General features: G+C 67.0%; 24 protein-coding genes and 1 pseudogene. 19 read left to right on the top strand and 6 right to left on the bottom strand.

Features of this window, described 5'->3' with window-relative positions:
• The first annotated feature begins 22 nt into the window (after positions 1-22).
• The 8 genes and pseudogenes from VFH65_RS11145 to aroQ all read left to right on the top strand — a co-directional run bounded on the left by VFH65_RS11145 (position 23) and on the right by aroQ (position 5,414).
• The gene (locus VFH65_RS11145; RefSeq protein ID WP_353321446.1) at positions 23-409 is read left to right on the top strand and encodes a nuclear transport factor 2 family protein; all 387 of its coding nucleotides are present in this window, start codon (positions 23-25) and stop codon (positions 407-409) included.
• Positions 409-906, top strand: coding sequence for a DUF3237 domain-containing protein (locus VFH65_RS11140; RefSeq protein ID WP_353321444.1), 498 nt, complete (start codon positions 409-411; stop codon positions 904-906). The genes VFH65_RS11145 and VFH65_RS11140 overlap by 1 nt, the downstream gene beginning before the upstream one ends.
• 77 nt (positions 907-983) lie before the next feature.
• Entirely contained in the window at positions 984-1,388 is a 405-nt protein-coding gene (locus tag VFH65_RS11135; RefSeq protein WP_353321442.1) for a nitroreductase/quinone reductase family protein, read from the top strand.
• A complete protein-coding gene (locus tag VFH65_RS11130) occupies positions 1,385-2,011 on the top strand; it encodes a TetR/AcrR family transcriptional regulator (RefSeq protein WP_353321441.1) in 627 nt (208 codons plus the stop codon). Before VFH65_RS11135 ends, VFH65_RS11130 begins: the two co-directional genes overlap by 4 nt.
• A gap of 44 nt (positions 2,012-2,055) precedes the next feature.
• Positions 2,056-3,267, top strand: a complete 1,212-nt coding sequence (aroC, locus tag VFH65_RS11125; protein ID WP_353321440.1) for a chorismate synthase — start codon at positions 2,056-2,058, stop codon at positions 3,265-3,267.
• Positions 3,267-3,776, top strand: a pseudogene (locus tag VFH65_RS11120) (shikimate kinase); the annotation flags it as partial. The gene aroC and the pseudogene VFH65_RS11120, both read left to right, overlap by 1 nt.
• A gap of 130 nt (positions 3,777-3,906) precedes the next feature.
• Entirely contained in the window at positions 3,907-4,986 is a 1,080-nt protein-coding gene (gene aroB / locus VFH65_RS11115) for a 3-dehydroquinate synthase (RefSeq protein WP_353321439.1), read from the top strand.
• Positions 4,983-5,414, top strand: a complete 432-nt coding sequence (gene aroQ, locus VFH65_RS11110; RefSeq protein ID WP_353321438.1) for a type II 3-dehydroquinate dehydratase — start codon at positions 4,983-4,985, stop codon at positions 5,412-5,414. The genes aroB and aroQ overlap by 4 nt, the downstream gene beginning before the upstream one ends.
• Here the strand turns inward: aroQ and VFH65_RS11105 are convergent.
• Positions 5,411-5,977, bottom strand: coding sequence for a B-4DMT family transporter (locus tag VFH65_RS11105; protein WP_353321437.1), 567 nt, complete (start codon positions 5,975-5,977; stop codon positions 5,411-5,413). The genes aroQ and VFH65_RS11105 overlap by 4 nt on opposite strands.
• Positions 5,978-6,010: 33 nt before the next feature.
• Between VFH65_RS11105 and VFH65_RS11100 the strand changes: the two genes are divergently transcribed.
• From VFH65_RS11100 to VFH65_RS11085, 4 genes are read left to right on the top strand one after another with little or no spacing between them, the layout of a single operon-like run.
• Positions 6,011-7,096, top strand: a complete 1,086-nt coding sequence (locus tag VFH65_RS11100) for a M24 family metallopeptidase (RefSeq protein WP_353321435.1) — start codon at positions 6,011-6,013, stop codon at positions 7,094-7,096.
• A gap of 16 nt (positions 7,097-7,112) precedes the next feature.
• Positions 7,113-7,676 carry an elongation factor P gene (gene efp, locus VFH65_RS11095; protein WP_353321434.1) on the top strand — a complete coding sequence of 188 codons (564 nt, stop codon included), beginning with the start codon at positions 7,113-7,115 and terminating at the stop codon, positions 7,674-7,676.
• Positions 7,669-8,148, top strand: a complete 480-nt coding sequence (gene nusB / locus VFH65_RS11090; RefSeq protein ID WP_353321433.1) for a transcription antitermination factor NusB — start codon at positions 7,669-7,671, stop codon at positions 8,146-8,148. Before efp ends, nusB begins: the two co-directional genes overlap by 8 nt.
• Complete coding sequence (locus tag VFH65_RS11085; RefSeq protein WP_353321431.1) at positions 8,148-8,690, top strand: hypothetical protein; 543 nt, start codon at positions 8,148-8,150, stop codon at positions 8,688-8,690. Before nusB ends, VFH65_RS11085 begins: the two co-directional genes overlap by 1 nt.
• Before the next feature lie 127 nt (positions 8,691-8,817).
• Here VFH65_RS11085 and VFH65_RS11080 read toward each other — a convergent pair whose 3' ends face one another.
• Together VFH65_RS11080 and VFH65_RS11075 are read right to left on the bottom strand one after the other, a co-directional pair.
• Positions 8,818-10,032 (bottom strand): FAD-dependent monooxygenase, encoded by a 1,215-nt coding sequence (locus tag VFH65_RS11080; RefSeq protein WP_353321430.1) that lies wholly within the window; start codon positions 10,030-10,032, stop codon positions 8,818-8,820.
• 3 nt (positions 10,033-10,035) lie between these two features.
• A complete protein-coding gene (locus VFH65_RS11075) occupies positions 10,036-11,238 on the bottom strand; it encodes a serine hydrolase domain-containing protein (protein ID WP_353321428.1) in 1,203 nt (400 codons plus the stop codon).
• Between the two features lie 106 nt (positions 11,239-11,344).
• Here VFH65_RS11075 and pyrR point away from each other — a divergent pair, with 106 nt between their 5' ends.
• Genes pyrR through pyrF form a run of 7 tightly spaced genes read left to right on the top strand, consistent with a single transcriptional unit; the run spans position 11,345 to position 19,929 of the window.
• Positions 11,345-11,917 (top strand): bifunctional pyr operon transcriptional regulator/uracil phosphoribosyltransferase PyrR, encoded by a 573-nt coding sequence (gene pyrR, locus VFH65_RS11070; RefSeq protein WP_353321426.1) that lies wholly within the window; start codon positions 11,345-11,347, stop codon positions 11,915-11,917.
• Positions 11,914-12,858, top strand: coding sequence for an aspartate carbamoyltransferase catalytic subunit (locus VFH65_RS11065; RefSeq protein ID WP_353321424.1), 945 nt, complete (start codon positions 11,914-11,916; stop codon positions 12,856-12,858). The genes pyrR and VFH65_RS11065 overlap by 4 nt, the downstream gene beginning before the upstream one ends.
• Positions 12,855-14,159 (top strand): dihydroorotase, encoded by a 1,305-nt coding sequence (locus tag VFH65_RS11060; protein WP_353321422.1) that lies wholly within the window; start codon positions 12,855-12,857, stop codon positions 14,157-14,159. Before VFH65_RS11065 ends, VFH65_RS11060 begins: the two co-directional genes overlap by 4 nt.
• A complete protein-coding gene (locus tag VFH65_RS11055; protein WP_353321421.1) occupies positions 14,156-14,656 on the top strand; it encodes a transporter in 501 nt (166 codons plus the stop codon). Before VFH65_RS11060 ends, VFH65_RS11055 begins: the two co-directional genes overlap by 4 nt.
• Complete coding sequence (gene carA, locus VFH65_RS11050; RefSeq protein WP_353321420.1) at positions 14,653-15,771, top strand: glutamine-hydrolyzing carbamoyl-phosphate synthase small subunit; 1,119 nt, start codon at positions 14,653-14,655, stop codon at positions 15,769-15,771. Before VFH65_RS11055 ends, carA begins: the two co-directional genes overlap by 4 nt.
• Positions 15,772-19,119 (top strand): carbamoyl-phosphate synthase large subunit, encoded by a 3,348-nt coding sequence (gene carB, locus VFH65_RS11045; protein WP_353321419.1) that lies wholly within the window; start codon positions 15,772-15,774, stop codon positions 19,117-19,119. It abuts the gene before it with no gap.
• On the top strand, positions 19,120-19,929 hold the full coding sequence (gene pyrF, locus VFH65_RS11040) for an orotidine-5'-phosphate decarboxylase (protein ID WP_353321417.1): 810 nt from the start codon (positions 19,120-19,122) through the stop codon (positions 19,927-19,929).
• Between the two features lie 3 nt (positions 19,930-19,932).
• Here the strand turns inward: pyrF and VFH65_RS11035 are convergent, their stop codons facing one another.
• The 3 genes from VFH65_RS11035 to VFH65_RS11025 all read right to left on the bottom strand — a co-directional run bounded on the left by VFH65_RS11035 (position 19,933) and on the right by VFH65_RS11025 (position 21,887).
• The gene (locus tag VFH65_RS11035) at positions 19,933-20,985 is read right to left on the bottom strand and encodes a DUF2330 domain-containing protein (protein ID WP_353321415.1); all 1,053 of its coding nucleotides are present in this window, start codon (positions 20,983-20,985) and stop codon (positions 19,933-19,935) included.
• 27 nt (positions 20,986-21,012) lie between these two features.
• Positions 21,013-21,405, bottom strand: coding sequence for a DUF4345 domain-containing protein (locus VFH65_RS11030; RefSeq protein WP_353321413.1), 393 nt, complete (start codon positions 21,403-21,405; stop codon positions 21,013-21,015).
• Positions 21,406-21,479: 74 nt separating this feature from the next.
• Positions 21,480-21,887, bottom strand: coding sequence for a hypothetical protein (locus VFH65_RS11025; protein WP_353321411.1), 408 nt, complete (start codon positions 21,885-21,887; stop codon positions 21,480-21,482).
• Positions 21,888-22,354 lie beyond the last annotated feature (467 nt).

Raw genomic sequence — 22,354 nt, 5'->3', positions numbered from 1 at the left:
TACGTTAGTACATACTCAAAGTATGCAAACAACAGCTCAAGACATTCAGGCCATTTCAGAGCGATACTTCGCCGCTTGGGCCGACCGCGACCCAGACGCGATCGTCGCGTTACACACCCCTGACACCCAGTTCTGGACGCACCTTGGTGCCGAGCCCGTCGTCGGCCGGGATGCGGTGCGCGCCACCTTCGCCGAGCTGTTCGAGCAATTTCCCGGGTTGTCGTTCGAGATCTATCGAGTCCTGTACGGGCAGGACCATTGGATCCTCGACTGGGCGTTGATCTCCGGCGATATCCGCTTCGACTGCCTCGACGTCGTTGACGTCTCACCTGAAGGTCTGGTCGCGCGCAAGGACACATTCGTCGACGCGGTCCAGCTGCAGGCCGCGATCGGGGCGGTGAGTGCGTGATGACGACGATGATCACCAACTACGCCGATCAGTTGCCGCTCCTCGACGCGCTGCCCGTCGAGCACCTCTTCGACATGCACGTGGATCTCGAAGCGGCGCAACCGATTCCCACGCCCGTGGGCGCCAGGATGACGTTCATCGTCAAACGCGGCGTCATCGACGGCCCCAAGCTGCGGGGCGAGATCCTGCCCGGCGGCGGCGACTGGCTGCTGCTCGGAAGCGACGGCGTAGGCCGGGCGGACATCCGCGCCACGATCCGCACCCATGACGGCGCGCTGATCCACTACGAATCCCGCGGCATGATCAAGATCCCCACCGACGGCCTGGCCCGCCTCGGTGCCGGCGAGGTGCTGCCTTTCGACGAGACCTACGTGCGGACCACCCCGAAGTTCGAGACCGCTGACGAGCGCTACGCGTGGCTCAGCGAGATCGTCGCGCTCGGCTACAACATCCTGTCGCCGGACCACATCGATTACCGCATCTACAAGGTGCTGTGAGGCCCAGGTTGGATCAGAAACGGGTTGCGCTCCAGTCGAATTGGGTGGTCCGTCGGTGGCCTCGCACCCAGCGGGCAATGTCGCGGCTGCACGCCATGCTGTACGAATTCAGCGGCGGCCGCTTCGTGTCGCGCTGGTTCGCTGGCGCGCCGGTGATGGTGCTGAAGACCGTGGGCCGCCGCAGCGCGCGAGAACGCTCGACCCCCGTGCTGTACCTGCGCGACGGCGACGCCCTCGTCGTCCTTGCCGCCAATGCGGGCGCGGACCGGGCACCGGCCTGGTGGCTCAACTTGTGCCAGGCCGGTGCCGCGGAAGTCGTCATCGGGCGCAAGCACATTCGCGTCCGGCCTCGGGAGCTGACCGGTCCGGAGCGGGAGCGCCTGTGGCGTGCGTTCGTCGACATGTACCCGCAGGCCGAGGATTACACGAGGTTCACCGACCGGGAGATGCCGCTGATCGTGTTGGAGCCGGTCAGTACATGACCACCGGCTATCGTCAGGCCGTGGCGACGAAGGCGGCGAGACGAACCCAGGCCGAGAGGACCGAGGCGACTACCACGGCACTCGTCGCCGCCGCGGGTGAGCTGTTCGCTAAGGACGGCTACGACGCCACCTCACTCGACGCCGTTGCCGCCCGCGCCGACGTGACGAAGGGGGCGGTGTATCACCACTTCGCGGGCAAGCGGCAGTTGTTCGAGGCCGTTTTCACCCGCGAGGTGGAGAAGATGGCCGTGCCGCTCGCCCAGGCCTACCGTCGCAAAAAGGATCCCTGGGACGCCTTTGCGGCGGGCTGCCGCGCCTTCCTCGATGAGTGCCTCGAACCCGGACTGCAGCGGATCATGCTGCTCGATGCGTCCGCAGCGATCGGCTGGGAACAAATCCGTGCACTCGAAGCGCCGCTGCTGCAGATGATGGAGCTCGGCATCTCGCGGGCGGCCGAGGCGGGCCGCATCGCGCGCCGCCCGCCCGGCCCGCTGGCGCACTTCCTCTACGGCGCGCTGTGCGAAATGGCGATGATCGTGGCCCGCGCCGACGACCAGAAGGCCGCTCACCGCCAGGCGGTCGCGGAAATCGCCCGCGTCCTGGACGGCCTGGCCACCTCCTAACAGCGATTTCGGCCTGGTAAGCGCGTCGTGGGAAGATGGGACGCGTGTTGCGATGGACTACAGCTGGTGAATCCCACGGCCGCGCGCTGGTGGCCATGGTTGAAGGCATGGTCGCCGGCGTTCACGTCACCTCCGGCGACATCGCCGATCAGCTAGCCCGCCGCCGCCTCGGCTACGGCCGCGGCGCCCGGATGAAGTTCGAGCAGGACCAGGTCACCGTGCTTGCCGGTGTGCGGCACGGCGTCACCCTCGGCGGCCCGATCGCCATCGAGATCGGCAACACCGAATGGCCCAAGTGGGAAACCGTGATGGCGCCCGATCCGGTCGATCCCGCCGAACTCGCGGACAGCGCCCGCAACGCGCCCCTGACCCGGCCGCGCCCCGGCCACGCCGACTACGCCGGCATGCTCAAGTACGGCTTCGACGACGCCCGCCCGGTGCTCGAACGCGCCAGCGCGCGCGAAACCGCCGCCCGCGTCGCGGCAGGGACGGTGGCCAGGGCGTTCCTGCGCGAAGCCCTCGGCGTCGAGGTGCTCTCGCACGTGATCTCCATCGGCGCGTCCGCGCCGTATGACGGCCCGCCGCCGCAGGCCGCCGATCTGGCCGCCATCGACGCCAGCCCGGTGCGGGCGTACGACAAGGCCGCCGAAGACGCCATGATCGCCGAGATCGAGGCCGCGAAGAAGGACGGCGACACACTCGGCGGCATCGTGGAGGTCGTCGCGCACGGTCTGCCCGTCGGACTCGGCTCGTTCACCAGTGGAGACAACAGGCTCGACAGCCAGCTGGCCGGCGCGGTGATGGGCATCCAGGCGATCAAGGGCGTCGAGGTCGGCGACGGCTTCGAAACCGCACGCCGCCGCGGCAGCGTCGCCCACGACGAAATGTATCCCGGCCCCGACGGCGTGATGCGCTCGACGAACAGGGCCGGCGGGCTGGAAGGCGGCATGACGAACGGCCAGCCGCTGCGGGTGCGCGCCGCGATGAAACCGATCTCCACGGTGCCGAAGGCGCTGGCCACCGTCGACATGGCCACCGGTGACGAGGCCGTCGCGATCCATCAGCGTTCCGACGTGTGCGCGGTGCCCGCCGCGGGCGTGGTTGTCGAGACCATGGTCGCGCTGGTGCTCGCGCGCGCCGCGCTGGAGAAGTTCGGCGGCGACTCGCTGGCCGAGACGCGGGCCAACATCGACAACTACCTGCGCGCGGTGGCAGAACGCGAGCCATCCCCGCAGCCGGTAGAGGCGTCGGGCTGATGGCCCCCAAGGCGGTACTCGTGGGCATGCCCGGCTCGGGTAAGTCCACGATTGGGCGACGATTGGCCAAGGCCCTGGATGTGCCGCTGCTGGACACCGACGCCAAGATCGTCGAAACCACCGGCCGCGCCGTCGCCGACATCTTCGCCAACGACGGCGAGCAGGAGTTTCGCCGCATCGAAGAGGATGTGGTGCGCGCCGCGCTGGCCGAACACGATGGCATCGTGTCGCTCGGGGGCGGCGCGATCACCTCGCCCGGCGTCCGTGAAGCGCTCGCCGGCCACACCGTGATCTTCCTGGAAATCAGTGCGGCCGAAGGTATCCGGCGCACCACCGGCGGGGCCGTACGCCCGCTGCTTGCCGGCGGTGACCCTTCGCAGAAGTACCGCGAATTGATGGCTGCGCGCGTTCCGTTGTACCGCCGGGTCGCCACCATGCGGATCAACACCAACCGCCGCAATCCCGGCGCTGTCGTGCGTTACATCGCGACGCGCCTTGACAACCCGAATGCGCCCGACCCTCGGCGCCGTCGGCGTCGGCCGCCTTGGCGTCGCGGACCCTCATCGCTGACCCCTAAGCCGACCACCGACGCGCCGCCATCACCGGCCGCCGTCGCCGCCCGCAACGCGAAAGTCAACCGTGACTGAGCCTGTGACCGTTGAGGTCCTCGTCGACCGGCCGTACCCGGTCATCATTGGAACCGGACTACTAGGCGAGCTGGAGCGTGTCCTGGACGGTAGGCACAGGGTCGCCGTCCTGCACCAGCCGACTCTGGCCCAAACCGCAGAAGCCATTCGGAGCCGCCTGTCGGACAAGGGAATCGACTCCCACCGCATCGAGATCCCCGACGCCGAGGCCGGCAAGGACCTGCCCGTTCTCGGATTCATCTGGGAAGTGCTGGGCCGCATCGGTATTGGCCGCAAAGACGCGATCGTCAGCCTCGGCGGGGGAGCGGCCACCGACGTCGCAGGGTTCGCCGCCGCCACGTGGCTGCGCGGGGTGGACATCGTGCACGTGCCCACCACGCTGCTCGCGATGGTCGACGCCGCGGTGGGCGGCAAGACCGGCATCAACACCGACGCGGGTAAAAACCTAGTTGGCGCGTTCCACCAGCCCGCCGCGGTCCTCGTCGACCTGGCCACACTGGAGACGTTGCCGCGCAACGAGATTGTTGCGGGTATGGCCGAGATCGTTAAGGCCGGCTTCATCGCCGACCCTGCGATCCTCGACCTGATCGAGGCCGATCCCGAGGCGGCGATCGATCCGACGGGCACCGTGCTGCCTGAGCTGATCCGCCGCGCCGTCGCGGTCAAGGCCGAGGTCGTCGCCGCCGACGAGAAGGAATCGCAGCTTCGCGAGATCCTCAACTACGGCCATACCCTCGCGCACGCCATCGAGCGGCGGGAGCGCTACAAGTGGCGGCACGGCGCCGCCGTGTCGGTGGGCCTGGTGTTCGCTGCCGAATTGGGCCGACTTGCAGGGCGTCTCGACGACGAAACCGCCGACCGTCATCGCTCGATCCTGGCCTCGCTGGGATTGCCGGTCAGCTACGACGCCGACGCACTGCCGCAGCTGCTCGAGAACATGGTGGGGGACAAGAAGACCCGCGCCGGTGTGCTGCGCTTCATCGTGCTCGACGGGCTGGGCAAGCCGGGCCGCCTGGAAGGCCCGGATCCGTCATTGCTTGCGGCGGCCTATGGGGAGGTGGCTCGGCCATGACGACGGTGAACGTGTTCAATGGCCCGAACCTCGGTCGACTCGGCCGCCGCGAGCCTGACGTCTACGGCAGCACCACGCACGACGATCTCGTCGCATTGGTCGAACGCGAAGCCGCCGAATTGGGATTGAAAGCCGTTGTGCGGCAAACAGATAGCGAAGCCGAGCTGTTGGGCTGGATACATGGCGCCGCTGACGCCGGCGAACCGGTGGTGCTCAACGCGGGTGCGCTCACCCATACGTCAGTGGCGCTACGCGACGCCTGCGCTGAACTGAGCGCGCCGCTGATCGAGGTACACATCTCGAATGTGCATGCCCGCGAAGAGTTTCGGCACCACTCCTACATCAGCGCGGTGGCGACAGGCGTGATCGTCGGCCTCGGCGTGCAGGGGTACATACTGGCGTTGCGGTACTTGGCCAGCCTCGGCTAGGGCTTGTCCTCGCGACGCACCTCGGTCGCCACCGGCGCGGTCTGTGTGCCGTCGTCGGCACCGGGATGACGCACGGCGGCGAACACGTCGGTGTCGGCCCTGTCGTCCTCTGCGCCCGCGTGGTGCAGGTGCGGCGTCTGATCGGCCTTGCGGTCGACGAGCCAGCGGCCCAGCGCGACGGCCGCGATTGCCGACAAGAACACCAGCAGCGCGGTGAACGCCGCGAACGTGGTGATCTCGTTGAGCAGCGCCTCGGCGTACAGGCTCTTGTAGAACAGCGAGATGAACCAGGCCACCGCGCCGCTGACCACACCTGCGAACAGGCCGGCCAGCAGCCACGTCATCGCGAGATCGCCGCGGCGGTCGGGGTCGGGGTTGGCCCGCGCGTCGCCGCGACCGTCAATCAGCCCCCAGGCGAACACCACGATCGCGAACAGGACCACAAGCGCGATGCTGATCAATCCCGCCTTGGTCTCCCACGCGTTGATCATCGCCCCCTGCAGTAACCGAACGATCACCATCAGGGCCGCCAACACCAGTCCGCGCAGTAACCACTTGCTCATGGGGCCACACCTTAGCGAGTAGCGTCACCGGCTGTGACAATATCTGCGCGCCGGGACCGGCTGCGTCAGCGGCTTGCCGACGCTGAACTGACCGCCATGCTGGTATCGGACCTGGTCAACGTGCGTTATCTGTCGGGATTCACCGGTTCGAACGCCGCGCTGCTGATTCGCGCAGACGACGAAACGCCGGTGCTGGCCACCGACGGGCGCTACCGCACCCAGGCGCAGGCGCAGGCGCCGGACGCCGAGATCGTCATCGAGCGCGCGTGCGGGCCGCACCTGGCCGCACGCGCGGGCGCCGACGGTGTGCGGCGGCTGGGTTTCGAAAGCCATGTGGTTACGGTCGACGGATTCGCGGCTCTCATCAAGGCGGCGGGGGAAAACGTCGAGCTTGTGCGGGCGGCGGGCACCGTCGAGGCGCTGCGCGAGGTCAAGGACGCTGGGGAGATCGCCCTGCTGCGGCTGGCCTGCGAGGCGGCCGACGCGGCGCTCAAAGAGCTGGTGGAGCGCGGCGGCCTGCGGCCCGGCCGGACCGAGAAGGAGGTCGGCCGCGAACTCGAGTCGTTGATGCTCGACTACGGCGCCGACGGTGTGTCCTTCGAAACCATCGTCGCGGCAGGGGCCAACTCGGCCATCCCACACCACCGGCCCACCGACGCCGTGCTGGCGGCAGGCGACTTCGTCAAGATCGACTTCGGCGCCCTGGTGTGCGGATACCACTCGGACATGACGCGCACGTTCGTGCTCTCCTCGGCCGCGCAGTGGCAGCTCGACATTTACGGGCTGGTGGCCGACGCGCAGCGGGCCGGGCGCGAAGCGCTTGCCCCCGGCGTTTCGCTCAAGGAGGTCGACGCCGCATCGCGTCAGGTGATCGCCGACGCCGGCTACGCCGACAACTTCGGCCACGGCCTGGGACACGGCGTCGGGCTGCAGATCCACGAAGCGCCGGGAATCAGCGCCTCGTCCGCCGGTACACTGCTTGCTGGCTCTGCGGTGACCGTGGAGCCCGGCGTCTATCTGCCCGATCGCGGCGGTGTCCGCATCGAGGACACGCTCGTCGTGGGCGAGGGCGCACCCGACTTGCTCACCCGGTTCCCCAAGGAACTGGCCATCCTCTAAAGGAGTACAACCGACCGTGGCATCGACCGCCGACTTCAAGAATGGGCTCGTCCTGCAGATCGACGGCCAGCTGTGGCAGATCATCGAGTTCCAGCACGTCAAGCCCGGCAAGGGCCCGGCCTTCGTGCGGACCAAGCTGAAGAACGTGCTGTCCGGCAAGGTCGTCGACAAGACCTACAACGCCGGGGTGAAGGTCGAGACCGCGACCGTCGACCGGCGCGACGCCACCTACCTGTACCGCGACGGGTCCGACTTCGTCTTCATGGACTCCCAGGACTACGAGCAGCATCACCTGTCGGATTCGCTGGTCGGTGACGCCGCCAAGTTCCTGCTGGAGAGCTTGCCTGTGCAGATCGCGTTCCACGACAGTGCGCCGCTGTACCTCGAACTCCCGGTGACCGTGGAACTGGTCGTCACCCACACCGAGCCCGGCCTGCAGGGCGATCGATCCAGCGCGGGCACCAAGCCCGCGACCGTCGAGACCGGCGCCGAGATCCAGGTGCCGCTGTTCATCAACACCGGCGACAAACTCAAGGTGGACTCGCGCGACGGCAGTTATCTGGGCCGGGTGAATGCCTGACCGCCGAGGCGACCGAGGCCGCCATCAGGCCCGCAAGCGCGCGGTCGACCTGCTGTTCGAAGCCGAGGCGCGGGGCATCACCGCAGCCGATGTCGCCGAAGGCCGAAATACATTGGCGGAGAGCCAATCCGATGTGTCGCCTCTCAACCTGTACACCGTGACGGTTGCGCGCGGGGTCACCGAGCACGCCGCGCACATCGACGATCTCATCTCGGCTCACCTGCAGGGCTGGACTCTCGAGAGGCTGCCAGCAGTTGATCGGGCAATACTGAGGGTGGCGGTGTGGGAACTGCTGCACGCCGACGACGTACCCGAGCCGGTCGCCGTCGACGAGGCAGTCGAACTGGCCAAGCAGCTATCCACCGACGACTCACCGGGTTTCGTCAACGGCGTGCTTGGCCAGGTGATGTTGGTGACTCCACAGATCCGGGCGGCCGCCGCCGCCGTTCGGGGGACGACGAACGAGGCGTAATGGGCACACCGCAGGACTGGGCACCGTACTCGAGCTTGGAGGAGGCCGCCAAGGTGTACCTCCGCGATCCGGATCTGGCGCTCGACCAACTGCGTTCGGTCGTCGACCTCGCCGCGATCAAGTCGTTCATCATGTCGCGCGGCTTCACCGAGGAATCCTGGGGTGAGGCGCTGTGGCAGGAGGTGGTGCTCACCGACGGGCACCGGTTGATGATGTGGCGCGCCGACGACGAGATGTCCACCGCCGGTGAGCGGGAACGGCGTGTGCTCAACGCCTCGGTGCGCACCATCTTGCTGTCGACGATCACCGACCACGTACTCACCACCGAGTACGAGGTGCTCGACGACGGCACGCGCCGACTTTCCGAAGTGCGGCTGCGGATGTACACCCAGCTCGTCACGAGGTCCAGGCAGAAGTCGGCCACCGAAACCGACATCTACTGCGAATCGTTCCGCTACCTGAAATCTGTCGACAACGGCGGGCTGGCCCAGATGCAGCGCCTCTTGCAGTTCGGCAGGGTCCTCTCGCGCTGCATCCAGTAAGTCGTGATTTCGCGGCCTGTCGCCAGCTCACCGTCACCGCTGTGCGGTTTCATACGCGACACGCCGTGGCAGGCGGACAAACCCGCACATTGGACGGCCGTGCCATCGCGGTCACCATCCCGGACGTCTAGGCAGGAGAGGCAGTGTAATCGGGCAGGTCGATGGCGTCGGCTGTGCTGAACCACAGCCGTTGGGCTACCACGCGAAAAGGCCAGCGCTGCATCCACTTCCACACCAAGCCATTGATCGCGATGTCGGACGGCGAGTTCGGAGCGTAGCGATCCATGGTGTTGGGCAGGTCCTGGCACTTGTCGACGTACGGCCGCATCGTGCTCTGGTATCGAGCCAGCGAAGCGGCTATGCGCCCGGAGTCGAGGCCGTCCGCAGGCCCCAGCTCGCCGGCCAGTATGTAGGCGCCGACCAACGCCAGGCTGGTGCCCATGCCGCTGAGCGGCGATGCACAGTATCCGGCATCGCCGGCGAGGGTTACCCTGCCCGACGACCACGACGGCATGTGCACCTGCGCGAACGAGTCGAAGTAGAAATCGTCGGCCTCCTGCGCGGCCGCCAGCAGCGCATCGCACACCCAGCCGGCGCCAGCGAAACGGTCCACCAGCATCGCCCGCTGTGCGTCCAGATCGCGCCGATCATAATCGAGCGGCTCTGAGCGAAAAGCCAATCCCGCCTTACCAATTGCCGGGTCATGCGACGGGCGCAGGGATGCGTTGAGCCCTGGTGCCTGATACATCAGATACCAGCCGTCCAGCCCGACGGTGTCCGGAGCCGAGAACCACGCGTTGTACCCGCCCAGCGGCTTGACGAACTGCTCCTCAGGCCCGAACACCAGCCGTCGCACCGCCGAATGCGGGCCGTCGGCGCCGACGACCAGATCCGCACGCATCCGCGAGCCGTCGGACAGCGTCGCATCGACGCCTGCGTCGTCTTGGGCCAGGCTCTCGATGCGGGTGTTGAACCGATAGTCCGCAGTGTCTTTCGTGGCCTGGTACAGCACGTCGACCAGGTCGCCGCGCAGGATCTCCAGCTTGGACACCGGCCCGTTGCCGTTGAATGCGTCGACGGGCATCTCGGCGCGGCGACTGCCGTCGGACCGCACATAGCGGATGCCGCGCTGGAACAGGGAGCGGCGCTTCATCTGCTCCATCAGCCCCATCCGCTCGACCACGTCGGCGCCGGCGCCGCGCAGGTCGACCGTCTGCCCGCCCGGCCGAATGCCTTCGGCGAGTTCGACAATCGTGACGCGGTAGCCGTTCTTGGTGAGCCAGAAGGCGAGAGTCGGCCCGGCGATGCCGGCCCCGCTGATGAGGGCCGTCGGCGCTGTCATTCGCTAGATCTCCAGTGCCTCATATGTTCGGCGGACGAACTTCGGTTGCGCGCTCTGCAATTTCGCCAACGACGTGTTACCCGCGATGGCTGCCGCGTCAACCGACAAGTCCGGGTGATTCTGAATCAGGTAGATGAGGATCAGATCCGCGGTCGGGTCGGCCTGCCACCAGGTCCCGTACGCGCCCGGCCAGGTGAACGTGCCCTGCCCGCCCGGTCCGAACAGCTGCCTCGACTTCGCCGGGTCGGTCACCACCGACAGGTTCAGGCCGAATCCGCGTCCCACCCAAAACGGTGCTCCCAGAAACGGATACCGCTTCTGCTCATCGGTGAGCCGGTCTGTCCTCATCAAGCGCACCGACTCCTCGGAGAGCACCCGAACGCCGTCGACCGTTCCACCGGCGAGCAACATCCGCGCGAACTTCAGGTAGTCATCGACGGTCGACCACAGACCGGCACCACCGGCGCAGAAGGGCGGATCGGTGATCGGCGGCGGGCTCATCACGTCATGGCGCAGCACGTTTTCCTTGTCGAGCTTGTACATCGTCGCGGCGCGTCGGCGGCCGGCCGGGCTGACGGAGAAACCGGTGTCCGACATGCCCAGCGGCTCGAAGATCCGCTCGGCCAACACCTGCGCTAACGGCTTGCCCTCGATACGCGACAACGCAATCCCCAGCACGTCGGTGGAGTGGCTGTAGGTCAGCCGATCACCCGGCTGATGCGCGAGCGGCAACTTGGCCAGCTCGGTCAACCAGCGGTCCTGATCCTGGCGAAGCGACATCTTGCCGTAGGCCACGCCAAGCGGCGGTGGCACCGAGAACACATAGGCCAGTCCACTGCGGTGCGTCATCAGATCTTCGATCGTGATGGGCCGGCGGGCCGGTGTCGTCTTGTCCAGCGGTCCGAGCGGATCGAGCATCACGCGCATATCGGACAACTCGGGCAGCCACTTCGCGACCGGATCGGTCAACGACAGTTTCCCGTCTTCCAGTAATGCCATCGCGGCGGCGACGGTCACCGGCTTGGTCATCGACGCGATGCGGAAAATGGTGTCGCGCTGCATCGGCAGCCGCGCGTCGACATCGCGGTGGCCCAACTCGTTGACCTGCAGCACCTCGCCGGACCGCCAGACCAGCGTGACCGCACCGGCGAGCAGACCTGCGTCGATCGCCTCGCGCACGGAGGACTGGTTGCCGTCGAGTTTCACCGGCGCCAGGGTACGTGGGCGCCGAACCGGATGATAAGCTCGCCGCAGTTTCGACGTCCTTTAACGATCCGTCCAGAGAGGCGGAGAAGGAGGTCAGAGTCACTTCATGGGCTCGACTGGCACCGACCGGGAATTGATGTCCTCAGCGGACGTCGGCAGGACCATCTCGCGCATTGCGCATCAGATCATCGAAAAGACCGCTTTAGACGGTTCCGACGCACCCCGCGTCATCCTCCTCGGCATCCCCACCAGGGGCGTCACCCTGGCTACGCGTCTCGCCGAGAAGATCAAGGAATTCTCCGGCGTCACGGTTCCGCACGGTGCGCTGGACATCACGCTCTACCGCGACGACCTCGACAGCAAGCCGCCAAGGCCACTGGAGGACACCTCGATCCCCGAGGGCGGCATCGACCACGCGCTCGTCATCCTTGTCGACGACGTCCTCTACACCGGCCGTTCCGTACGCTCCGCCCTGGACGCGCTGCGCGACATCGGCAGGCCAAGCGCGGTGCAGCTGGCTGTCCTCGTCGACCGCGGTCACCGCGAGCTGCCGCTGCGCGCCGACTACGTGGGTAAGAACGTGCCCACATCGCGCAGCGAGAACGTCAAAGTCCGTCTCGCCGAAATCGATGGAGCCGACGGCGTCTCTCTCGCGCCCGAGGGAGGGCCCGCACGATGAAGCATCTACTCTCGGCCGCCGACCTATCCCGTGACGAGGCGGTGGCCATCCTCGACGACGCTGACAAGTTCAGCCAGGCTCTGCTGGGTCGCGAGGTCAAGAAGCTGCCGACGCTGCGCGGCCGCACGATCATCACGATGTTCTACGAGAACTCGACCCGCACGCGGGTGTCGTTCGAAGTGGCGGGCAAGTGGATGAGCGCCGACGTCATCAACGTCAGTGCATCCGGATCCTCTGTGTCCAAGGGGGAATCGCTTCGCGACACCGCGCTGACCCTGCGCGCAGCCGGCGCGGACGCGCTGATCATCCGGCACCCTGCGTCGGGGGCCGCCAAGCAACTCGCCGAGTGGACGGCCACCGAAACCGGTGGCCCGACCGTCATCAACGCCGGCGACGGCACCCACGAACACCCCACGCAGGCGCTGCTCGACGCGCTGACCATCCGGCAGCGCCTGGGCAGCATCGAGGGCAAGCGCGTGGTCATCGTCGGTGACGTCCTGCACAGCCGGGTCGCGCGGTCCAACGTGCTGTTGCTCCACACGCTCGGCGCCGAGGTGGTTCTCGTCGCACCACCCACCCTGCTGCCGGTCGGGGTCGCAGGGTGGCCGGTCACCGTCTCGCACGACCTTGACGCCGAGCTGCCGATCGCCGATGCGGTGTTGATGCTGCGGGTGCAGGCAGAGCGGATGAACGGCGGCTTCTTCCCGTCGGCACGCGAATACTCGGTGCTGTACGGCCTCTCAGAAAAGCGTCAGGCCATGTTGTCGGGCAACGCCGTCGTGCTGCACCCCGGCCCGATGGTGCGTGGCATGGAGATCGCCTTCTCGGTGGCAGATTCCACGCAATCGGCTGTGCTGCAACAGGTTTCCAACGGAGTGCACGTTCGGATGGCCGTGCTGTTTCACCTGCTTGTCGGAGCCGAGGAGGCGATCAGCGCATGAGCACCTTGATTCGAGGCGTCCGACTGTACGGCGAAGGCGACCGCGTCGACGTCATGGTCGCCGACGGCCAGATCGCCGACATCGGTCCCGGGCTGGCCGAGTCAGGTGGCCTCGAAGAGGCCGAACTCGTCGTCGACGCCACCGACCAGATCCTGCTGCCCGGCTTCGTGGACCTGCACACCCATCTGCGGGAGCCCGGCCGCGAATACGCCGAGGACATCGAAACCGGCTCGGCTGCAGCCGCTTTGGGTGGATTCACTGCGGTGTTCGCGATGGCCAACACCAACCCGGTGGCGGACAGCCCCGTCGTCACCGACCACGTGTGGCATCGCGGTCAGGAGGTCGGCCTTGTCGACGTGCACCCTGTCGGGGCCGTCACCGTGGGCCTGGCAGGAACTCAGCTCACCGAGATGGGCATGATGAACGCCGGTGTCGGGCAGGTGCGGATGTTCTCCGACGACGGCATCTGCGTGCACGACCCGCTGCTCATGCGGCGGGCGCTGGAGTACGCGACCGGCCTGGGTGTGCTCATCGCCCAGCACGCCGAGGAGCCCCGGCTGACCGTTGGTGCCGTCGCCCACGAGGGACCCAACGCCGCCCTGCTCGGTCTTGCCGGCTGGCCGCGCGCCGCCGAGGAATCCATTGTCGCCCGCGATGCGCTACTGGCCCGCGACGCCGGAGCCAAAGTGCATATCTGCCACGCGTCCACAGCTGGCACCGTCGAGATCATCAGATGGGCCAAGTCGCAAGGCATTTCGATCACGGCCGAGGTGACGCCGCACCACCTCATGCTCGATGACACACGGCTTGGTAGCTACGACGGCCGCAACCGGGTAAACCCGCCGCTGCGCGAGGCCAGCGACGCCGAGGCGCTGCGCCAGGCGTTGGCCGACGGAATCATCGACTGCGTGGCCACCGACCACGCTCCGCACGCCGAGCACGAGAAGTGCTGTGAATTCTCGGCAGCCCGGCCTGGCATGCTCGGCCTGCAAACCGCTTTGTCGGTGGTGGTCGAGACCATGGTGCGGCCGGGCCTGCTGACGTGGCGCGACGTCGCCCGGGTGATGAGCGAGAACCCGGCCCGCATCGTCGGATTACCCGACCAGGGACGGCCTCTCGAGGTCGGCGAGCCGGCCAACCTGACCGTCGTCGACCCCGACGCCACCTGGACCGTCGCCGGATCTGACTTGGCCAGCCGCTCGGACAACACCCCCTTCGAGTCCATGGAGCTGCCTGCGGCCGTCACGCTGACGTTGTTGCGCGGCAAGGTCACCGCGCGTGACGGAAAGAGCGTGGCGTGAACACCGGAACATTTGTCACGTCGTTGATCATGGCCGCGGTGTTCGCGCTGCTGATCGGGTTTCTGATCCGGCAGATGATGCGGGGCTGGTTGCGCCGTGCGCAGCGGCAGGCGGAACTGATCGGCACGCTGCCGCCGCTGCCGGACAGTGTGGGAGCGGCGATCATCCCCGCGACCAAGGGCTTGTACGTCGGCAGCACGCTGGTGCCGAACTGGAACGACCGCGTCGCCGTCGGTGACCTCGGCTACCGCGCCAAAGCCGTGCTGACCCGTTACCCCGAAGGAATCATGTTGCAGCGCACCGGTACCGGGCCGATTTGGATACCCGACGATGCGATCACGGCGATTCGCACGGAGCGGGGAGTGGCCGGCAAGGTGGTCGCAGGAGGAGGCGTTTTGGCGATCCGGTGGCGGCTGCCGTCGGGCACCGAGATCGACACCGGCTTTCGCGCGGACAACCCCGCGGAGTACGACCGCTGGGTCAAGGAGGCGGCGTGAGTAAGGCGGTGCTTGTCCTCGAGGACGGACGCATCTTCACGGGGTCGACGTTCGGCGCCGTCGGGCAGACACTCGGCGAGGCGGTGTTCTCCACCGGCATGTCGGGTTATCAAGAGACGCTTACCGATCCGAGCTACCACGGGCAGATCGTCATAGCCACCGCGCCGCAGATCGGCAACACCGGCTGGAACCATGAGGATGCCGAAAGCCGTGGCGACAAGATCTGGGTGGCGGGCTATGCGGTGCGGGATCCATCGCCGCGCGCATCCAACTGGAGGGCGACGGGCACGCTGGAAGACGAACTGGTCCGCCAGGGCGTCGTCGGGATCGCGGACATCGACACCCGCGCGGTCGTGCGCCATCTGCGCAGCCGCGGCTCGATGAAGGCCGGGGTGTTCTCCTCTGACGCGCTCGCCGACGCTGAGGAGCTGCTGAACCGGGTGCGCAGCCAGCCGTCGATGCTCGGCGCCAACCTGGCCGGGCAGGTCAGCACCGAAGCGACCTATGTCGTGGAACCCGATGGCCCGCAACGCTTCACCGTCGCCGCGATCGATCTGGGCATCAAGACCAACACCCCGCGCAACTTCGCCCGCCGCGGCATCCGCAGCCATGTCGTGCCGTCGACAGTGTCCTTCGAACAGATCAGCGACCTGAAGCCGGACGGGGTGTTCCTTTCCAACGGCCCAGGTGACCCGGCGACGGCTGATCACATCGTCGGCGTTACCCGCGAGGTGCTCGGAGCCGGAATTCCGTTGTTCGGCATCTGTTTTGGCAACCAGATCCTTGGCAGGGCGCTGGGCCGCTCGACATACAAGATGGTGTTCGGGCATCGCGGCATCAACGTGCCCGTCATCGATCACGCCACCGGTCGCGTCGCGGTGACCGCGCAGAATCACGGCTTCGCTCTCGAAGGTGAGGCGGGGGAGCGGTTTGATACCCCGTTCGGTGCCGCCGAGGTCAGCCACACCTGCGCGAACGACGGCGTCGTCGAGGGCATCAAACTCGTTAGCGGGCGCGCCTTTTCGGTGCAGTACCACCCGGAGGCGGCCGCCGGTCCACACGACGCCAACTACCTGTTCGACCAGTTCGTCGACCTGATGGCAGGGGAAAAGTAGATGCCGAGGCGGACTGACCTCAACCACGTGCTGGTGATCGGCTCCGGGCCGATCGTCATCGGCCAGGCCTGCGAATTCGACTACTCCGGGACGCAAGCGTGCCGCGTGCTGAGGGCCGAGGGGCTGCAGGTGAGCCTGGTGAACTCCAACCCTGCGACGATCATGACCGACCCGGAGTTCGCCGACCACACCTACGTCGAGCCGATCACTGCGGCGTTCGTCGAACGGGTCATCGCCCAACAGGCGGAGCGCGGCAACAAGATCGACGCGCTACTGGCCACCCTCGGTGGGCAGACCGCGCTCAACACCGCGGTCGCGCTGTACGAGAACGGCGCATTGGAGCGCTACGGCGTTGAACTGATAGGCGCCGACTTCGAGGCCATCCAGCGCGGTGAAGACCGGCAGCGGTTCAAGGACATCGTCGCCAAAGTGGGCGGTGAATCAGCCCGCTCCCGAGTGTGTTTCACCATGGACGAGGTCCGCGAGACCGTCGAGGAACTCGGCCTGCCTGTCGTCGTTCGCCCCTCCTTCACCATGGGCGGGCTCGGCTCCGGCATGGCGTATTCGGCCGAGGACGTCGACCGGATGGCCGGTGACGGGCTGGCCGCATCGCCGAGCGCCAACGTGCTCATCGAGGAATCCATCTTCGGCTGGAAGGAATTCGAGCTCGAGTTGATGCGCGACGGCCACGACAACGTGGTGGTGGTGTGCTCGATCGAGAACGTCGACCCGATGGGCGTGCACACCGGCGACTCCGTCACCGTCGCGCCCGCGATGACGTTGACCGACCGCGAATACCAGAAGATGCGCGACCTCGGCATCGCGATCCTGCGCGAGGTCGGCGTCGATACTGGCGGCTGCAACATCCAATTCGCGGTCAACCCCACCGACGGGCGCCTCGTCGTCATCGAGATGAACCCGCGGGTGTCCCGGTCAAGCGCCCTGGCGTCCAAGGCCACCGGCTTTCCGATCGCCAAGATCGCCGCCAAGCTGGCGATCGGTTACACCCTCGACGAGATCATCAACGACATCACCAAGGAAACCCCAGCCTGCTTCGAACCGACGCTGGACTATGTCGTCGTCAAAGCGCCGCGGTTCGCCTTCGAGAAGTTCCCAGGGGCAGACGACACCCTCACGACGACGATGAAATCCGTCGGCGAAGCAATGTCTTTGGGCCGCAACTTCATCGAGGCGCTCGGCAAGGTGATGCGCTCGCTCGAAACCGGCCGTGCCGGATTCTGGACTGAGCCCGATCCCCCAGAAGGCACAGTATCCGTCGACGACCTGCTGGAAGGCCTCAAGACGCCCACCGACGGCCGGCTCTACGACATGGAACTGGCGCTACGCCTCGGCGCCACTGTCGAACAGGTGTCGCAGGCCTCCGGCGTCGACCCGTGGTTCGTCGAACAGATCGCCGGACTCGTCGCACTGCGCTCGGAGTTGTCCGATGCGCCCGTCCTTGACGAACAGCTGTTGCGCCGCAGTAAGCACCACGGCCTGTCTGACCGTCAGATTGCCGCGCTGCGACCGGAATTGGCCGGCGAGGTCGGCGTGCGCGCCCTGCGGCAACGGTTGGGCATCCATCCGGTGTTCAAGACTGTCGACACCTGCGCGGCCGAGTTCGAGGCCAAGACGCCGTACCACTACAGCAGCTACGAACTCGACCCCGCGGCCGAGACCGAGGTCGCCGCGCAGACCGACAAGCCGAAGGTGCTGATTCTCGGTTCGGGACCGAACCGCATCGGGCAGGGCATCGAGTTCGACTACAGCTGCGTGCACGCGGCGACCACGCTGAGTGCGGCCGGGTTCGAGACCGTGATGATCAATTGCAACCCCGAGACCGTGTCGACCGACTACGACACCGCCGACCGGCTCTACTTCGAACCGCTCACGTTCGAGGACGTCCTGGAAATCTATTACGCCGAACAGCAGTCCGGCACAGGCGGTCCCGGCGTCGTCGGCGCCATCGTGCAATTGGGCGGGCAGACCCCGCTGGGCCTGGCGGAACGGCTCGAACAAGCCGGCGTGCCCATCGTCGGCACCAGCCCGAAGGCTATCGACCTGGCCGAGGACCGCGGCGCGTTCGGCGAAGTGCTGCGGGCCGCAGGACTGCCCGCACCGAGGTTCGGCATGGCCACCAGCTTCGAGCAGGCCCGACGGATCGCCGCCGACATCGGCTACCCCGTCCTGGTGCGTCCGTCCTACGTGCTGGGCGGGCGGGGGATGGAGATCGTCTACGACGACGCGACGCTGGAGGGCTACATAACCCGCGCCACCCAGCTGTCGCCAGAACATCCGGTGCTGGTCGATCGGTTCCTCGAGGACGCCATCGAGATCGACGTCGACGCGCTCTGCGACGGCACCGAGGTCTACATCGGCGGCATCATGGAGCACATCGAGGAGGCCGGCATCCATTCCGGCGACTCGGCATGCGCGTTGCCGCCGGTGACGTTGGGCCGCAGCGACATCGAGTCGGTGCGGCGCGCCACCGAGGCGATCGCACACGGAATCGGCGTCGTCGGGCTGCTGAATGTGCAGTACGCACTCAAGGATGACGTGCTCTACGTGCTGGAGGCCAATCCGCGAGCCAGCCGCACTGTGCCGTTCGTGTCCAAGGCCACCGCAGTGCCGCTGGCGAAGGCCTGTGCGCGAATCATGTTGGGCGCCACTATTTCCCAGCTGCGCGACGAAGGCATCTTGGTGCCCACCGGTGACGGGGCAACCACAGCCCGCAATGCGCCCGTCGCGGTCAAGGAGGCTGTGCTGCCGTTCAACCGGTTCCGCAAGGCCGATGGCGCGCAGATCGACTCGCTGCTTGGTCCGGAGATGAAGTCCACCGGCGAGGTGATGGGCATCGATCACGACTTCGGCAGCGCGTTCGCCAAGAGCCAGACCGCTGCATACGGTTCGCTGCCCGCTGAGGGCACGGTGTTCGTCTCGGTGGCCAACCGGGACAAGCGTTCACTGGTGTTTCCGGTGAAGCGGCTGGCGGACTTGGGGTTCCGCGTGCTAGCTACAGCGGGTACTGCGGAGATGTTGCGGCGCAACGGCATTCCGTGCGACGAGGTGCGCAAGCACTTCGAGCATCCGGGGGAGGGCAGGCCGGCCTCGTCGGCCGTGGACCTCATCAGAGCCGGTGAGGTCGACATGGTCATCAACACCCCGTACGGCAATTCCGGTCCGCGTATCGACGGCTACGAGATCCGTTCGGCCGCCGTGGCTATGAACATTCCCTGCGTGACGACGGTGCAGGGGGCGTCGGCCGCCGTGCAGGGCATCGAGGCCGGTATCCGCGGCGACATCGGTGTGATGTCGCTGCAAGAGCTGCACAGTGCGCTGGAGCGCTAGGTGAGCGGGTTCGGCCGGCGACTGGCCGACGCGGTATCCCTTCGTGGGCCGCTGTGCCCCGGAATCGACCCGCATCCTGAACTGCTGCGAGCGTGGGGCCTGACCGTTGACGCCGACGGCGTGAGCAAGTTCTGCGATGTCTGCGTGAGCGCCTTCGCCGATTTCGCGGTGGTCAAGCCGCAGGTGGCGTTCTTCGAGGCGTACGGCGCCGCGGGCTACGCGGTGCTGGAACGCACGATCAGCGCGCTGCGGGCCGCGGGTGTGCTGGTGCTGGCTGACGCCAAGCGCGGCGACATCGGTTCGACGATGGCCGCCTACGCCGACGCGTGGTTAGGTGACTCGCCTCTGGCCGCCGACGCCGTCACCGCATCGCCGTATCTGGGGTTCGGCTCGCTACAGCCGCTGCTCGACAAGGCCGCCGAACATGACCGCGGAGTGTTCGTCCTGGCCGCCACCTCGAATCCGGAGGGCGCCAGCGTCCAGCAGGCCGACGCAGGCGGGCACACGGTCGCGCAATCGATCGTCGACTCCGCGGCCGATCACAACCGAGATCGACCGGGCTCGGTCGGCGTTGTCGTCGGCGCCACGCTGTCGGACCCTCCCGACCTGAGCGCACTCGGCGGTCCGGTCCTGGTTCCCGGTGTCGGCGCCCAGGGTGGTCGACCCGAAGCGCTCGGCGGCCTCGGGGGAGCGCAGCCCGGGCAGCTGTTGCCGGCAGTATCACGCGAAATCCTGCGCGCAGGACCCGATGTCACCGAATTGCGTGCCGCCGCAGAACGCTTTCGCGACGAGGTGGCATATCTGGCGTGAGCGCTAGGCGACGGTTCGCCGCCGCGCCAGCACAACGGCGATGACGACGACTCCCAACCCAAGCGTCGCGAGCAAGATCAGGCCGGTGATGTCGCCGCGGTCACGCGTGCGATAGATGACGTGCTGGTAGGTGGTGTCCGACGGCGCCTGCTCGAATGTGTAGTCGCCGTTGATTGATGCCGGATCGCCGATGAAGTCGTGCCAGCGGGTCAAGAAGGCGCCGTCGCCGACATAGCCCGCGAGCGCGGGGGATACGTCGCCAGGGTCGACGGTCCCGGCGAACTCCAGAACCGGCCGCCCGCCGGGTAACGGCACGTCCGCCGGGTCCATCCGGTGATCGGCGAGGATGGACAGGTCGATGGTCTGCGGCATCGTCGCCGAGCGGGACAGCCGCATCGGGTAGACGACCGAATCGGACTGAAACGACAGCCGCAGCGGCTGCAGGTTGCCGGTCAGCGACTCGCCTTCGCCGGCCGGGGCGAGCTGGATCGCGACGATCTCCCAGCCCTCGGCAACGTACGGCGCGAGGTTGTCGTCCAGCCCGTCGGGATGAGGAAACCCGTTGTCTGCCAGCCAAGTCGCCAGCACCGCCGGGTCGTTGGCAGCCAGCCGGGTGACGTCGAACGGCCCGATCCGCTGACGGTCGATGACGTTCACGCTCGCACCGGCAGGAGCCGCCGCATCCATCGGCTCTGCGGCCGGTGACAGCCAGTCGAATGTCGGCCACCACGAGTCGCGATACTCCACGCGCGGTGCGGTCAGCCTGCGGATCTCGTCGAACACCTCTGCCTCGCCGAGGGAGACGTCGGCGGCCGACGGGACCGGCATCACCCACGCGGCCTTGTCCGAACTACCGGTGACGTTCAACGACATCAGGATGTCCTCGGTCGTGCCGTCCCAGGTGATCAGGGCGAGTTCATCGGTGACGGACGCACCGGACCGGTCGGGGATGTACGCACCGCAGCCACAGGCCCACGCCGGTGAGGCGATGCTCGACATTAGGCCCCCGACCAACAACACGAATACGGCGCAGACCGACCGAGCCGTGGGTGGCATCGACCGAATGTACCGGTAGCAGGGGGGTCAAGCGCGGATCGGAGCGGGCTCCTCGACCCGCTTGGCGGCAACAACCATCAGCGGCGGCAAGGCCAGCTCCACCACGAGCATCGCCACGTAGAACACGTGCGGTACGCCGACGAGGACCAGTGCTAGAAATCGGCCGATGCCGCCTACGAAGAACGCCGCGGCGACGAAGTTGACGTACGTGCGTTTGTGCTCCACGTCGCGCGCACACCACAACAGCGCAACGCCGAAGCACAGGAACACGCCAGCGAAGAACCTGTCCTCGCCGTCCATCGTCGGGTTGACCGCAATGGCGCCGACGATCGCCGATGGCCCGAGGGCCATATGCGCGACCGAGATCCCGATGACGATGACACCGAAGAGCGCGAGGCTGACTTGAAATACCCGACGCATGGACCCTCCGGGGTGCCGCGGACCGATCTACTACAGACTGTAGTTGACAGCTGTCCGCGGCACCAGGGGCGGGCCTACAGCGGGATCCAGATCCCGAAGAACCAGAACCCCCAGTTGTTGAAATCTGGGTTGAAGATCGGGGTCACCCAGCTGCCGTTGTAATTGAACGGCTGATGGTCGAATCGGCCCTGGTCGATGCCGCGCCAGCCCTGATCCGGGGGCGGCGGTCCCCAGCCGGGGTTGTGGTCCCACGGTGACGGACCGCGGTCGCCAGGCCCCCCAGGACCACCAGGACCCCTGTCCCAGCCGCCTGGCCGGCCTCCTGGGCGGTCTCCTGGCCCGCCTGGATGGTCGCCTTGCCCGCACCACTGAGGGTTGCAGGGCGGTGGATCCGCGGCCGCGGTGCCCAGACCAGCGGTCAAAGCGGAAATCGCGAGGCCGGCGGCTATCACTGAGGCTCCAGCGAGACGTTTTGCATTCATTTTGCGTGTCCTCTCGGGCTCAAATGGGGTGATCACCCCCGACGAGGCTGAAGTTAGGTAGTCAAACTGTCGGCGGACTGCGGTGCGGCTGCCACACGGCTGTCAACGGAGCAGTCCGCCGACGCGGTCGTAAACCCGCCCGCGACACGCCCGACACGCTATGACCAGGCAAAATTTTCTGAACGTCGCGACGCGAGGGGTCTCCGGCCAATGGCCCGGACACCCCCGGCGGAACCCCCGCCGTCGCCCCTGCACTCCAAAACCCTTGATATGCAGGCATTTCCGGATAAATGCGCGTGTCAGGACCGTCTTTTCGGCCGTTCGGGCGGCGATCCGGGCAACCTCTCGGCGCCACTACACGCTGGGCTTTTGACCCCGTAACCAGGGGGTGGGGTTAGCTTTCGTCAGATTGCGTGGGTACGGTCGTCGTCGCTGGCTGGTTTAACCCCCAGCCGAGACAAAACAAT

This window comes from Mycobacterium sp. (assembly GCF_035697385.1).
Taxonomy (GTDB): domain Bacteria; phylum Actinomycetota; class Actinomycetes; order Mycobacteriales; family Mycobacteriaceae; genus Mycobacterium.
The sequence above is the reverse complement of the archived record's forward strand: the minus strand, read 5'-3'. Positions and strand labels throughout refer to the sequence as shown.

Bases quoted from the DNA above. Each gene is read 5' to 3' on its own strand.
- VFH65_RS11145 (WP_353321446.1), top strand. From the start codon at position 23: ATGCAAACAACAGCTCAAGACATTCAGGCCATTTCAGAGCGATACTTC.
- VFH65_RS11140 (WP_353321444.1), top strand. From the start codon at position 409: ATGACGACGATGATCACCAACTACGCCGATCAGTTGCCGCTCCTCGAC.
- VFH65_RS11135 (WP_353321442.1), top strand. From the start codon at position 984: ATGTCGCGGCTGCACGCCATGCTGTACGAATTCAGCGGCGGCCGCTTC.
- VFH65_RS11130 (WP_353321441.1), top strand. From the start codon at position 1,385: ATGACCACCGGCTATCGTCAGGCCGTGGCGACGAAGGCGGCGAGACGA.
- aroQ (WP_353321438.1), top strand. From the start codon at position 4,983: ATGACGACGGTGAACGTGTTCAATGGCCCGAACCTCGGTCGACTCGGC.
- VFH65_RS11105 (WP_353321437.1), bottom strand. From the start codon at position 5,977: ATGAGCAAGTGGTTACTGCGCGGACTGGTGTTGGCGGCCCTGATGGTG.
- nusB (WP_353321433.1), top strand. From the start codon at position 7,669: ATGCCTGACCGCCGAGGCGACCGAGGCCGCCATCAGGCCCGCAAGCGC.
- VFH65_RS11085 (WP_353321431.1), top strand. From the start codon at position 8,148: ATGGGCACACCGCAGGACTGGGCACCGTACTCGAGCTTGGAGGAGGCC.
- VFH65_RS11080 (WP_353321430.1), bottom strand. From the start codon at position 10,032: ATGACAGCGCCGACGGCCCTCATCAGCGGGGCCGGCATCGCCGGGCCG.
- pyrR (WP_353321426.1), top strand. From the start codon at position 11,345: ATGGGCTCGACTGGCACCGACCGGGAATTGATGTCCTCAGCGGACGTC.
- VFH65_RS11065 (WP_353321424.1), top strand. From the start codon at position 11,914: ATGAAGCATCTACTCTCGGCCGCCGACCTATCCCGTGACGAGGCGGTG.
- VFH65_RS11060 (WP_353321422.1), top strand. From the start codon at position 12,855: ATGAGCACCTTGATTCGAGGCGTCCGACTGTACGGCGAAGGCGACCGC.
- carB (WP_353321419.1), top strand. From the start codon at position 15,772: ATGCCGAGGCGGACTGACCTCAACCACGTGCTGGTGATCGGCTCCGGG.
- VFH65_RS11035 (WP_353321415.1), bottom strand. From the start codon at position 20,985: ATGCCACCCACGGCTCGGTCGGTCTGCGCCGTATTCGTGTTGTTGGTC.
- VFH65_RS11030 (WP_353321413.1), bottom strand. From the start codon at position 21,405: ATGCGTCGGGTATTTCAAGTCAGCCTCGCGCTCTTCGGTGTCATCGTC.
- VFH65_RS11025 (WP_353321411.1), bottom strand. From the start codon at position 21,887: ATGAATGCAAAACGTCTCGCTGGAGCCTCAGTGATAGCCGCCGGCCTC.